Below are 13,270 nucleotides of genomic sequence, written 5' to 3' on the forward strand. Positions count from 1 at the left end.
GCTGAGCGCCTCGGCCCTGTTCGTCGTCATCCTCCTCGCCGGCATTGGCTTCTCGGCCTACAGCCTGGTCCAGGACGTCGGCGAGATGAACGCCGTCATCACCACCTGGACGCCCTTCCTGCTGCTCGGCATCGCCCTGCTGATCGCCCTCGGCTTCGAATTCGTCAACGGCTTCCACGACACCGCCAACGCGGTGGCCACGGTGATCTACACCAACTCCCTGCCGGCGCACTTCGCGGTGGTCTGGTCGGGGGTGTTCAACTTCCTCGGCGTGCTGCTGTCCAGCGGCGCGGTGGCCTTCGGCATCATCGCCCTGCTGCCGGTGGAGCTGATCCTGCAGGTCGGCTCCGCGGCCGGCTTCGCGATGATCTTCGCCCTGCTCATCGCCGCGATCCTGTGGAACCTCGGCACCTGGTGGCTGGGCCTGCCCGCCTCGTCGTCGCACACCCTGATCGGTTCGATCATCGGCGTCGGCGTGGCCAACGCCCTGATGCACGGCCGCGACGGCACCTCCGGGGTGGATTGGGCGCAGGCGACCAAGGTCGGCTACTCGCTGCTGCTGTCGCCGCTGGTGGGCTTCATCTGCGCCGCGCTGCTCCTGCTGGTCCTGCGCCTGCTGGTGAAGCACCGCGAGCTGTACAAGGCGCCCAAGGGCGACGCGCCGCCGCCCTGGTGGATTCGCGGCCTGCTGATCCTGACCTGCACCGGGGTGTCGTTCGCCCACGGCTCCAACGACGGGCAGAAAGGCATGGGCCTGATCATGCTGATCCTGATCGGCACCCTGCCGATGGCCTATGCGCTCAACCGCACCATGCCGGAAAGCCAGGCCACGCAGTTCGCCGCGGTCGCCGAGGTGACCCAGCTGGCCCTGCAGCGCAGCGCCCCGCAGGCGGCCCCGGCCGAACCGCGCCCGGTCCTCGAGACCTACGTGCGGACCCGCCAGGTCACCCCCGAGCTGGTGCCGGCGCTGGCCGTGCTGTCCGGGCAGATCGGCGCCCAGGTCAAGGGCTACGGCTCGCTGTCGAAGGTGCCGGCGCAGGCCATGGCCAACGTGCGCAACGACATGTACCTGGCCTCGGAAGCCATCCGCCTGATGGACAAGGACAAGGTCGGCGGCTTCGATGCCGACACCACGGCCAAGGTCCAGGCGTTCAAGAAGCAGATCGATGACGCCACCCGCTTCATCCCGCTGTGGGTCAAGGTGGCCGTGGCGATCGCCCTGGGCCTGGGCACCATGGTCGGCTGGAAGCGCATCGTCATCACCGTCGGCGAGCGTATCGGCAAGACCCACCTGACCTATGCCCAGGGTGCTTCGGCCGAGACCGTGGCGATGCTGACCATCGGTGCGGCGGACATCTACGGGTTGCCGGTGTCCACGACCCAGGTGCTGTCCTCGGGCGTCGCCGGGACCATGACCGCCAACGGCACCGGCCTGCAGTGGGCCACGGTGCGCAACCTGCTGATGGCCTGGGTGCTGACCCTGCCGGCGGCGATCCTGCTGTCGGGTTGTCTGTACTGGATCTTGAGCAAGCTGTTCTGAGGGGTGTCTTTTCGGGCCTCATCGCGGGCAATGCCCGCTCCTACAGGGTTCTGTGTGGCTGCGGACCCTGTGGGAGCAACTGTCCTGGGGCTGGTGCTGAGGCTTGCGTGCATATCCATTGGCCAAGGCGACCTTGAGTCACCTTTTCGCTTTTACAGCGACCCACTTTTGAACAGCGCAAAAGTGGGTCGCCGTAAGGGCGAAAAGGTGACTTGGCGTCGCCTTGGCAAATGGATCAACACACGATTCCCGCACCCGTACCTCTGGTTCAAGACACAAGCGGGCAATACCCGCGATGATGCCCGAAAGAACGACAGAAGACCCTCAGTAATCCCCCCGCTTGCGAAACGCCCAGCGCCCGGCCAGTACCGTGAACGTCGCCACCAGCACCACCAGCACCCAGAACCCGTGCGGATCGTCCGCCAGCGGCACCCCGCCGACGTTCATGCCGAAGAAGCCGGCGATGATGTTGATCGGCAGCGCCAGCACCGTGACCACGGTGAGGGTGAACAGCGTGCGGTTGTTCTCTTCGGTGAGCTTGGCGGCGATCTCTTCCTGCAGCAGCTTGATCCGCTCCACCAGCGCGGTGAGGTCGTTGATGATCACCGAGAACTCCTCGGTGGCGGCGCGCAGCTGGCGGATGTCCTCCTCGCGCAGCCAGTCCGGCGGGCGGTTGAGCAGGCGCAGCAACGACCCCGGTTCCAGCGCCAGCAGGCGCTGCAGGCGCACCAGCACGCGGCGCATGGCACTGAGCTCGGCGCGGTTGTCGCTGAGGCGCTGGGACAGCAACTGGTCCTCGGTGCGGTCGACGTTCATGGTGGTCTCGCGGACGATCTGGGTCAGCAGGTCGCCCTGGTCGCCAAGCAGGTGCACCAGCAGCTCGATGGTCGAGGCGAAGCGCTCGCCACGCTTGACCGACGAGCGCAGGCGATCCACCGAATGCAGCGGCTGCAGGCGCGCGCTGACCAGCAGGCGCCGGCGCACGCAGGCCCACAGGGTGGACACGTCGGAAGAAACCAGGCCGAAGTTGAACACCACGTCGTTGACCACCGCGAGCAAGGCGGTGTCGGCATGCTCGATGCGGGTCGAGCGCGAGCCTTCGCGCAGGGTTTCGAAAAAGGTCTCCGGCAGGTCCAGGCTGCCCTTCATCCAGCGCTCGCAGGCGGCGTGGGCAAGGTTCATGTGCAGCCAGAGAAAGGCCTCGGGATCGCCGGGATCGAGCAACAGCTCCAGCGCCTGCGAGGAGTCGATTTCCCGCCCCGGCTGGCCGGGACGGAAGACGAAGCCATAAAGCAGGCCATTCAGGTCGGCGTCCTGCTGATGGCCCTGGGTGGTGATCATGCGCACGCTCGGGGCAGCTCGATCAGTGGCGCGAGCCGTTGCCCATCAGGCTGTGCAGCAGGCCGACGCGCAGGCCGGGCTCGGACGGCGTCATGTCGTCGATGCCGAACACCTTGAACGCCGCCAGCATGATCGCCAGGCCGCCGGGAAGCATGCCCTGGCGATGTGGCTGCAGGCCGTCGAGGCGCAGGCGCTTGACCTGGCCGGCTTCGAGCAGGGCCAGGGACAGGCGCAGCAAGCCGGCGTAGGTGATGCCGTCGCCACCGCCGTCGTTGAAAGCGTTGGCCTTGAGCACCCGGGAGAGCATGCGCGCGGTGCCGGACGAGCCGATCGCCGCATGCCAGCCGTGCTCGCGGATATAGCCGTCGACCTGGGCGAACACCAGGCTGGCGTGATGTTCCGCCTGCTGCAGGGCACGGCTGTCGACGCGCCCGCCGTCGAAGTAGCGCTTGCCGAAGGTGCCGCTGCCGATGCTCAGGCTTTCGCTGAACACCGGGCGCTTGCCGCGGCCGACGATCAGCTCGGTGGAGCCGCCGCCGATGTCCACCACCAGGCGCGTGGTCTTGTCGCAGGGCATGCTGTGGGCGATGCCGGAGAACACCAGGGCGGCCTCTTCCTGGCCGGAAATGACGTCGATGGGAAAGCCCAGGCGCGCCTCGGCGCCTTCGAGGAACAGCGCCGCGTTGCGCGCCTGGCGCACCGCGCTGGTGGCGACGGCGCGCACGCGGCCTTGCTGGAAGCCGCTGAGGTGCTTGCCGAAGCGCTCCAGCGCCTGCCAGCCGCGTTCCACGGCCAGGGCGTCGAGGGCATCGCCATGCAGGCCTTCGGCCAGGCGCACCGGCTCGCGCAGGCTTTTCACCTTGCGCATGAGCGGGCGACGGTTGCCCGGCACGGGCTGGGCGATGGTCATGCGAAATGCGTTGGAGCCGAGATCGACCGCTGCGAACAGGGGGGCGCTGTCTTTCATGGAGAAATCCTGGTGGCCGGGTGGCCCAATGGCGGGATGTTACCTCTTGTTTCATGACACTTCGGTGACGGGCCATGGGGGCCGCTTTGCGGCCCTTCGCGGCATGGGTATCTACACATCTTTGACGGCTTGGCGGGGAACCGCGTCAAGGCCGCCAGGTGCCTGTCTTGAGTCTTGTAGCGCCTGTGAGATCGAGCGCCGCGCGGGCGGCGCTCGATCTTCAGAGCGCTGCAAGCCTCAAGACAGGCACCTGGCGGCCTTGATGCGGTCCCCCCGGCAAGCCTTCAAAGTTGTGTAGATACCCATGCCTTCGCGGGCAAACCACGCTCCTACGAGGCAAGATCGCAACGCGGTCCCCCCGGATCTTCAGCTTTCCCCATCCAGGCCGATGAACCGATAAACCCCCTCGCCTTGCGCCCTTGCCACTGAGGATCCACCCATGCAGCTGACTCTAAAAACAAAACTGCTGTTGCTCGCCGTACTCCCGGTCCTGGTCTTCGCCCTGGTCATCAGCGGCGCCGCCGACCGCATCCTGCGCAATCTCGCCGACAGCGAAATCAGCGAGACCCGCCAGCGCCTGCTCGATGAAAGCCGGCAGAGCCTGGAAAACGCCATGCAGATCGCCATCGGCGCGGTGCAGGGCCTGTACGACGCCGCTCCCGCCGGCGACCAGACCAGCCGCGACCAGGCCATCGCCCTGCTGGCGAAGATCAAGTACGGCAAGGACGGCTACTTCTTCGCCCACGACTCCAACGTGGTCCGCCTGTTCCGCGGCGACAGCCCGGTGGACGTCGGCAAGAACCTCAGCGACCGCAAGGACGTCAACGGCGTCTATATCAACCGCGAACTGGTGCGGGTGGCCAAGGACGGCAGCCACTACGTCAACTACAGCTCGCCGCTGCCCGGCAACGAAAGCGTGCAGGTGCCCAAGCTGGCCTACAGCTTCTACCTGCCGAAATGGGACATGGCCGTTGGCACCGCGGTGAACCTGGACAACATCGAACTGCGCATCGGCGAGCTGCGCAGCGAGATCGACCAGCGCATCGACTCGATCCTCGCCAGCATCCTGGGCATCGCCGCGGTGCTCCTGGTGATCCTCGGCGTCGCCGGGCTGATGCTCAGCAACACCCTGCTCAAGCCGCTCAAGGCGATGAAGGACAATCTCGACGCCATCGCCGCCGGCGACGGCGACCTGACCCACCGCCTGCGCGCCGGCAACGACGAACTGGGCCAGCTGGCAGCGTCGTTCAACCGTTTCGTCGAGAAGATCCAGGGCCTGGTGCGCCAGGTGGTGGAGGTCAGCGGCGAACTGTCGAGCCTGGTCGAAGCCGTGGAAAGCCAGAGCCGTCGCTCGGAACAGGCGATGGAAGCGCAGCGCCACGAAACCACCCAGGTGGCCACGGCGATCAACCAGATGTCCGCCGCCGCCCAGGAGGTCGCGCACAGCGCGCAGAACGCCGCCCACGCCGCCCAGGAAACCGACAGCCAGGGCCAGCAGGCGCGCCAGGTGGTGGACGGCAGCATCAAGCGCATCCATGCCCTGGTGGAGAACATCCGCGGCAGCGGCACGTCGCTGGACAGCCTGCAACAGGACGTGCAGTCCATCGTCGGGGTGCTCGGGGTGATCCGCTCGATCGCCGAACAGACCAACCTGCTGGCCCTCAACGCCGCCATCGAAGCCGCCCGCGCCGGCGAAGCCGGGCGCGGCTTCGCGGTGGTCGCCGACGAGGTGCGCAGCCTGGCCAGCCGGACCCAGCAGAGCACCCAGGAAATCCAGGAGATGATCGACCGCCTCACCGCCGGCACCCATTCGGCGGTGGAATCGATGCGCCACTCCTGCGAGAGCGGCGACCGCACCCGCGACCAGGCCAGCGAAGCCGGCACCTCGCTGGACGCCATGGCGGCGCTGATCGGCACCATCAGCTCGATGAACGCGCAGATCGCCAGCGCCGCCGAGGAACAGACCGCGGTGGCCGAGGAGATCAACCGTAGCGTGCACCAGATCGCCCAGTCGGTGGACAGCGTCGCCGAACAGACCCGCCAGGGCGCACTGACCGCGCAGAGCCTGTCGAGCCTGGAAGGGCAATTGCGCGCACTGGTGCGGCAATTCCGCATCTGAATAAAAAAATTCATGGTGGGCGGTTTCAATACGCCCACCGCACTTAAACCAACCAAGTTGTTTCAATCTGATATAACCGCGCCGCCCATTCGTCTCAATGCAAAACAATCGACTGTATCAGTTGGTTGTACACCTCCCTGCACCTTTGGTACTACTCCCTTGTTCACGCTTGACACGCTTTGTCGGCGCTCGCAATACTTGCCGCCGCAAAACCAGCCAGTCACAAAAACAATAATTACTGCACGGCGTATCACTACGTCCTTGGAACAAGGAGTTCTTCGATGCTTGGTTACTATGCGCAATACAGCAAGGAATACATCACCACCCTGATGATCGCGACCACCCTGTTCTTTGCCCTGCCGATCTTCGTTGCCCCGCTGCAATGGGCCCGGCTGATGCAATGGACAATTCCCGAACACGAACACCTGGCCATCTACTTCGGCCGCTGCCTCGGCGCGTTCATTCTCGTCGTGGAGTTCTGCATGTTGCGTTCGGCCACCACCGGCACCAGTTTCAGTTATGCCTTCGATGTATTGTTCGTGGTCTTCACGTTAATGTTCGTCGTGCATGTCTATGGTGCAATCAAGAAGATCCAGCCAATTACCGAAACACTTGAAATCGGTTTCTGGATGATATTGTTCGTACTCAATATCCTCTTCTACCCCACGCCTACCATCACACTTTAATACTTCATCAATCGGCGACCGAACTTTCGGTCGCCCCTCTTCGGCCAACCAACTGCAACTATCTGGCGCTCGTTTCGCCGGCGGCCCCGTGCCCGGCGAACGGCATGTCCAGATCAGGGAGTCTGCATGTCCAGGGAAGACCTCGATCCACTCGCCGAGCGGGTGCGTGCACTGCTGCAACAAGCCACCGGTATCGCCGCGGCGCAACTGCATGACGACGCCGCCTTCCACGAGATCGGCCTGACCTCCCTGGCCATTCTCAGCTTCAACGAGCTGATCCAGCCGGACTTTCCCGAGCTGAACAAGACCTTGCTGTTCGACTGCCGCACGGTCCGTGCGGTGGTCGAGCACCTGCGCCGCGAGCACCCGGCGGCCTGCGCCGCCTGGGCGCAACGGCAACCCCAGGCCCCGGCACCCGTGCCGAGCACGGAGGCCTGGCCGCACCTGACTCCACTTTCCCTCCGCCGCCCGCACAGCGCCGCCACGGAAATCGCTATCGTCGGATTGCACGGACGCTTTCCCGATGCCGATGACCTCGACCAGCTCTGGCACAACCTGCTCCAGGGGCGTGACTCGATCGACGAGGTTCCTGGCGAACGCTGGGCGCTGGAGGGCTTTTTCCAGGCCGGAAGCGATGCTCGCGGCAGTGGCCTGAGCTACGCCAAGTGGGGCGGTTTCCTGCGCGATATCGACTGTTTCGACGCCCAGTTCTTCGGCATTCCGCCTCGCGATGCGGCCTGCCTCGACCCGCAGGAACGGCTGTTCCTGCAATGCGCCTGGCATGCCCTGGAAGACAGCGGCCACCTTGGCGAACGCAGCCGCCTGCTGCGCCATGCCAACGGCTCGCTGGATATCGGCGTGTTCGTCGGCATCACCAGCAATACCTGGCCGCTGCTCGGCCCGGCGCTGTGGCAGGCCGGCCACACCGCGATCCCCAGCGGCATGCCCTGGTCGGTGGCCAACCGGGTGTCCTACGCCCTCGACCTGTGCGGCCCGAGCCTGGCCGTGGACACCGCCTGCTCGTCGTCGCTGAGCGCCCTGCACATGGCCATCGACAGCCTGCGCCAGGGCCAGTGCCGCGCCGCCCTGGTCGGTGCGGTCAACCTCTACAGCCACCCGGCCAAGTACGTGCAGCTGTGCCAGCAGCACATGCTCTCGCCCAGCGGTCGCTGCCATGCCTTCGGCAGCCAGGCGGACGGCTTCGTCCCCGGCGAAGGGGTCGCGGCGATGCTGCTCAAGCCGCTGGACGCGGCGCGCCGCGACGGCGACCGGATTCTCGCCGTGCTCAAGGGCAGCGCGGTCAATCACGGCGGACGCGGCAATGGCTATACCGTCCCCAGCGCCACCTCGCAGGCGGCGCTGATCGGCCAGGCCCTGGCCGACGCCGCGATCGACGCCGACAGCGTCAGCTATATCGAGGCCCATGGCACCGGCACCCGCCTCGGTGACCCGATCGAGGTGCAGGGCCTCAAGCGCGCCCTGGGCGCCGACACCCCGCGTCACCTCGGCTCGGTGAAGAGCAACTTCGGCCACCTGGAAGCCGCCGCCGGCATGGCCAGCCTGTGCAAGGTGGTGCTGCAGCTGCGCCATCGCACCCTGGCGCCGTCGCTGCATGCCGCGAACCTCAACCCGGATGCCGGACTGCAGGACAGCCCGTTGCAACTGGTCCGCGAAACCCGCGCCTGGACCGGCAGCGCGCCGCTGCGTGCCGGGATCAGCTCGTTCGGCGCTGGTGGCGCCAATGCCCATGTGATCGTCGAGCAGGCACCGGCCGATTCGCCCGCGCCGGGCAGCGCGGGCGTGCCGGTGTTCGTCCTGTCCGCGCGCAGCCAGGAGGCCCTGCGCGAGCAGATCGGTGCCCTGGCGAGCTGGCTCGACGCTCACCCCGAGACCGACCTCGGCGCCCTCGCCCACACCCTGCAATGCTGCCGCGCGGTCTTCGATCACCGTTTTGCCCTGGTCGCCGACAGCGCCCGGCAATTGCGCGAAGGCCTCGGGCGTTTCCTCGATGACGGCAGCGCCGGCCTGCACGGCCGGGTCGTGCCCGGCACCCAGGCCGCTACCGACGTGGCCGCGGACGCCCCGCAGGACCTGGCCCGCGCCTGGGTGGCCGGGCGCTTCGAGGGCTGGAGCCGCTTCTGGACGCAAGCGCCGGCACCGCTCGCCGCGCCGCTGTACCCGTTCGCCCGCGAGCGGCACACGCTGCCCGGCCAGGCGACCGGCAGCCCGCGGGAGACCCGGCGGATCGACCTCGATCCACGGCGGTTCTTCCTTCGCGACCATCGCGTCCAGGGCCAGCCGGTACTGCCTGCCGCGGCCTACATCGATTTCAGCGTGGCGCAGGTGCGCGAGCATGGCTTGCGCCTGCCGCTGGAACTGCGCGCGCTGACCTGGGCCAGCCCGGTGCGCTTCAGCGACGACCAGCCACGCAGCCTGCACTGCCGCGTGCAGCGCGACGGCGACAGCCTGCGCCTGAGCCTGGGGACCGACGCCGACGCGCCCAGCTTCAGCGGCGAATGCCGCGCCCTGAGCCACGCCGCGCCGCCCACCCCGGAGCTGGCCCAGCTGCACCGCGAATGCACCCAGCCACTGAACCTGACCGCGTTCTATTCCAGTCTCGATCGCCTCGGCCTGGCCTACGGCCCGAGCTTCCGCTGCCTCGAAGCTGCCTGGCTGGGCAGCGACCAGGCACTGACAGAAGTGCGCCTGCGCGCCCGCGACAACGAGCCCGTCAGCACCCTCGATCCGGCCCTGCTCGACGCCGTGCTGCAAAGCGCCTTCGTCGGTGCCACGGCGGTCGACAGCACCTTCGTGCCCTACGCCTGCCAGGCCCTGCGCTGCCATGCCCCGCTGAGCGAGCGGCTGTTCGTGCATGTCCGGCCGCACCCGGCACGCAGTGACGCGATGCGCCATTTCGACTTCCGCGTGTTCGCCGACTCCGGCGCGCTGCTGGTGGAAATCGACGGCTTCGCCTTCCGCCAGTACCGCAGCGCCACGCAACACCCGGTTCACCTGCTCGAACCCTGCTGGCTGCCGGCGCCCGTGGCGCAGCCCGGCCCGGCGTCGACCACCCTGCTGTATCGCAGCGAGCCCGATGTCGCGCTGCCCGCCGAGATCGTGGACAGCGCCTGGCACCTGCAGCCCGCCGCGCAGTTCCAGTACCTGGCGCCGCGCACGGTGCAGGCGGACCTCGCCGATCCGCGGCAGATCGACCTGCTCCTGCGCCTGCTGAACAGCCAGGGCCTGACGCCCGAGCGCCTGCTCCTCGATCTGCGCGGGACCGACCAAACACCCGCCCCGCTGCTGCTTGCGGCGGACCTGCTGCGCGCGCTGTGCCAGAACCTCGGCACGCCGCGCCTGCACATCCAGACGCTGGTCAGCCCGGGGCCGGCCAACGCCTTGGAAGGCCTGCTGCGCTCGCTGGTGCAGGAGTTGCCCAGCCTCAGCGCCAGCCTGATCGAGGTCGGCGACGGCGATCTGTCCGCCGAACTGCGCAGCGCCGCGCAACCCGGGGTGCAACGGATCCGTCTGCGCGACGGCCAGCGCCAGCGCGCTGCGCTGCGCTTCGTCGATGCGCAGCAGCACACCCGGGCGCTCGATTTCAGCGCCGGCGACACCCTGCTGATCAGCGGTGGCCTCGGCGCCGTGGGCCGCGCGCTGGGTGCGGCGCTGGCGAAGCTGGGCGGGCTGAACCTGGTGCTGCTCGGTCGCCGCGCCGCCGATGAACACAGCGCCCAGTGGCTGCAGCAGTTGCGCGCCCTGGGGGCGGCCGACGCCGCCTACTGGCAGGTCGACTGCGCCGATGCCAGCGCCCTGGCCGCGGCCCTGGTCGCCATCCGCCAGCGCTTCGGCGCCTGCCACGGCGTCCTGCATTGCGCCGGGCTGCTGCACGATGGCTATTTCCTGCGCCAGCCGGCCAGCGAGCGCGACACCGTGGTCCACGCCAAGACCCGCGCCGCGCAATGCCTGGACCAGGCCACCGCGAACGACCCGCTGAAGCTGTTCATGGTCTGCTCGTCCCTCGCCGGGATCCACGGCAATGTCGGCCAGAGCGCCTATGCCCTGGCCAATGCCTGGCTCGACCACTTCATCGAGCAGCGCCAGCAACGCGGCGGCAAGGGCCGCTCGCTGTCCATCGCCTGGCCGCTGTGGCAGACCGAACACGGCATGCAGGCGCCCGAGCCGGTACGCCAGTGGCTGGCGCGCAATGGCCTGGCCCTGCTCGAAGAAGACCAGGGCGTGGCAACCTTCCTGCGCTGCCTGGCCTTGCCGCAGCCGCTGCTGGTGCCGGTGTGCGGCCAGCGCGACGCCGTGGCGCGGCTGTTCGCCATCGAGGCGCCCGCGCCCGCCCCTGTCACGGTCAGCGCCGCGCCAGCGGGGGCTTCCCTGCTGGAATACCTCAGCCAGCAACTGGCCGAGGTGACCGCCACGCCGCTGCAACGCATCGATGTCGATACCTCGCTGGAGGTCTTCGGGCTCGACTCGATCCTGGTCCTGGAGCTCAATTCGCGCCTGGAGCGGCACTTCCCGGACCTGTCGAAAACCGTGCTGTTCGAAGTGCGCAGCCTGCGCGAACTGGCGACCCTGCTGGAAACCGAACACCCGGCGCAGGCCGCGCAACTGGCCCCGCCCACCCTGGTTGCCGAGGCACCAGCGGCCCCCGCGCCGGCAGCCGCCGCCAGCAGCCGCGAAGACATCGCCATCATCGGCCTCGCCGGCCGCTACCCCGGCGCCCGCGATCCCCAGGCGCTGTGGCAGCACCTGGCCGCCGGCGATGACCTGGTCAGCGAGATCGACACGCGCTGGGCCCAGCCCGAGGGCGAGGACGGCCTGTATGCGCGCTGGGGCGGCCTGCTGGAAGACTTCGACTGCTTCGACCCGCTGTTCTTCGGTATCTCGCCCCGCGACGCCGAGCGCATGGACCCGCAGGAGCGCCTGTTCCTGCAGGCCGCCTGGCACGCCGTGGAAGATGCCGGCTACACCCCGCAGCGCCTGTCCGGTCCGCGCGGCATGGCCCGGCAACGGGTGGCGGTGATCGCCGGGGTGATGTACGGCGAGTACCAGTTCTACGGCGCCAGCGCCTGGCCGGAAAAACCCCGGGTGCTGACCAACTCGTCCTACGCCTCCATCGCCAACCGGGTGTCCTACTGCCTGGACCTGGACGGCCCGTCGTTCGCCGTCGACAGCATGTGCTCGTCGTCGCTGACCAGCCTGCACCTGGCCTGCGAACTGATCCGCGGCGGCGGCTGCGAGCTGGCCCTGGCCGGTGGCGTCAACCTGTCGCTGCACCCGTACAAGTACCGCACCCTGTGCGAGCTGAAGTTCGCCTCGACCCAGGGCCAGTGCCGCAGCTTCGGTGCCGACGGCGACGGCTATGTGCCCGGCGAAGGGGTCGGCGTGGTCCTGCTCAAGCCGCTGTCCGCCGCCCTGCGCGACGGCGACCACATCCACGGGGTGATCCGCGGCAGCGACCTCAACCACGGCGGGCGGACCTCCGGCTACACCGTGCCGAATGCCGACGCCCAGGCCCAGGTCATCGATCGCGCCCTGCAGCGTTCCGGCCTGGCGGCGCAGCGGATCGGCTATATCGAGGCCCATGGCACCGGCACCAGCCTCGGCGATCCGATCGAGATCCGCGGCCTGGGCAAGGCCCTCGGCGGCCAGGTGACAGAAGGCTGGCAGTGCCCGATCGGCTCGATCAAGGCCAACCTCGGCCATCTGGAATCGGCCGCCGGCATGGCCGCGCTGACCAAGGTCCTGCTGCAGTTCAAGCACCGCCAGCTGGCGCCGTCGATCCACGCCAGCCCGGCCAACCCGAACATCGACTTCAGCCGCACTCCGTTCGTCGTCCAGCAGCGCCTGGCCGCCTGGCCGGAGCCGGCGGACGGCCTGCCGCGGGTCGCGGCGATCAGCTCGTTCGGCGCCGGCGGGGCCAATGCCCATGTGCTGGTGGAAGACGCCGCCGCGCGCGGCGAGTCGGCGGACGGCGGCGCCCAGGTGTTCGTCTTCAGCGCCCGCGGCCAGATCCAGTTGCGCGGCTATCTGCAGCGCTTCGTCGACCACCTGGAACACGAACGCGCGCTCGCCCCGCACCACCCCGCCAGCCACCTCGGCCGCGAGGGCTTCAGCACCCTGGATGTGGCGCGGACCCTGCGCGAAGGGCGCCAGCGCTTCAGCGAGGCGCGGCTGGCGGTGATCGCCGGCGACTTCGACGAACTGCGCCGTCTGCTCGGCCAATGGCTGCTGGGCGCCGAAGCCAGCGAGCTGCTGCTGGGCACGCACAGCAGCGCGGCCCTGCTGGAAGACGCCCGTGGCTGGCTGGAACACGCCGATGCCGAGTCCGCCGCCACGGCGTGGCGCAAGGTGCCGTTGCCCGGCTACGAGTTCCTGCGCCGCCGCTACTGGGTGCCGGCACTCGCCGAGACAGCGGCGCCCGCGCCACAAGCGCAGCCGGTTCCGGTTCCGGCTCCGGTTCCGGCTCCGGCTCCGGCTCCGGCTCCGACACCGGTGCCGACAGCGCCACCCGCCGCCACGCCGCAGGCCATCCTCGACCGCCTGCAGCGCCAGGAAATCACCGCCGAGCAGGCCCGCGAGCTGCTCCGGGCCCTGCTCTGATC

Annotated in this window: 6 protein-coding genes; 4 read left to right on the forward strand and 2 right to left on the reverse strand. The window is 68.5% G+C overall.

What is annotated here, in order from left to right; translation table 11 throughout:
* Window positions 1–85 precede the first annotated feature (85 nt).
* Window positions 86–1,540, forward strand: a complete 1,455-nt coding sequence (locus tag RTI28_RS16835; protein WP_410479007.1) for an inorganic phosphate transporter — start codon at window positions 86–88, stop codon at window positions 1,538–1,540.
* Between the two features lie 324 nt (window positions 1,541–1,864).
* Here RTI28_RS16835 and RTI28_RS16840 read toward each other — a convergent pair whose 3' ends face one another.
* On the reverse strand, window positions 1,865–2,881 hold the full coding sequence (locus RTI28_RS16840; protein ID WP_316921509.1) for a transporter: 1,017 nt from the start codon (window positions 2,879–2,881) through the stop codon (window positions 1,865–1,867).
* Between the two features lie 22 nt (window positions 2,882–2,903).
* Window positions 2,904–3,848 carry a Ppx/GppA family phosphatase gene (locus tag RTI28_RS16845; protein ID WP_316921510.1) on the reverse strand — a complete coding sequence of 315 codons (945 nt, stop codon included), beginning with the start codon at window positions 3,846–3,848 and terminating at the stop codon, window positions 2,904–2,906.
* 439 nt (window positions 3,849–4,287) lie between these two features.
* On the opposite strand from RTI28_RS16845, the gene RTI28_RS16850 reads away from it, so the two are divergent.
* From RTI28_RS16850 to RTI28_RS16860, 3 genes are all read left to right on the forward strand, one after another.
* Window positions 4,288–5,967: a methyl-accepting chemotaxis protein gene (locus RTI28_RS16850; RefSeq protein ID WP_316921511.1), complete on the forward strand. Its 1,680-nt coding sequence runs from the start codon at window positions 4,288–4,290 to the stop codon at window positions 5,965–5,967.
* Between the two features lie 281 nt (window positions 5,968–6,248).
* Window positions 6,249–6,653 carry a hypothetical protein gene (locus RTI28_RS16855; protein ID WP_316921512.1) on the forward strand — a complete coding sequence of 135 codons (405 nt, stop codon included), beginning with the start codon at window positions 6,249–6,251 and terminating at the stop codon, window positions 6,651–6,653.
* Between the two features lie 126 nt (window positions 6,654–6,779).
* Window positions 6,780–13,268: an SDR family NAD(P)-dependent oxidoreductase gene (locus RTI28_RS16860; RefSeq protein ID WP_316921513.1), complete on the forward strand. Its 6,489-nt coding sequence runs from the start codon at window positions 6,780–6,782 to the stop codon at window positions 13,266–13,268.
* The last annotated feature ends 2 nt before the right edge of the window (window positions 13,269–13,270 follow it).

The sequence above is a fragment of the Pseudomonas sp. zfem002 genome (assembly GCF_032621685.1).
Lineage (GTDB): Bacteria > Pseudomonadota > Gammaproteobacteria > Pseudomonadales > Pseudomonadaceae > Aquipseudomonas > Aquipseudomonas japonica.

What these genes read in the sequence shown, in the direction of transcription:
- RTI28_RS16845 (WP_316921510.1), bottom strand. Translation starts at nt 3,848, where the DNA reads ATGAAAGACAGCGCCCCCCTGTTCGCAGCGGTCGATCTCGGCTCCAAC.
- RTI28_RS16850 (WP_316921511.1), top strand. Translation starts at nt 4,288, where the DNA reads ATGCAGCTGACTCTAAAAACAAAACTGCTGTTGCTCGCCGTACTCCCG.
- RTI28_RS16835 (WP_410479007.1), top strand. Translation starts at nt 86, where the DNA reads ATGAACGCCGTCATCACCACCTGGACGCCCTTCCTGCTGCTCGGCATC.
- RTI28_RS16855 (WP_316921512.1), top strand. Translation starts at nt 6,249, where the DNA reads ATGCTTGGTTACTATGCGCAATACAGCAAGGAATACATCACCACCCTG.
- RTI28_RS16840 (WP_316921509.1), bottom strand. Translation starts at nt 2,881, where the DNA reads ATGATCACCACCCAGGGCCATCAGCAGGACGCCGACCTGAATGGCCTG.
- RTI28_RS16860 (WP_316921513.1), top strand. Translation starts at nt 6,780, where the DNA reads ATGTCCAGGGAAGACCTCGATCCACTCGCCGAGCGGGTGCGTGCACTG.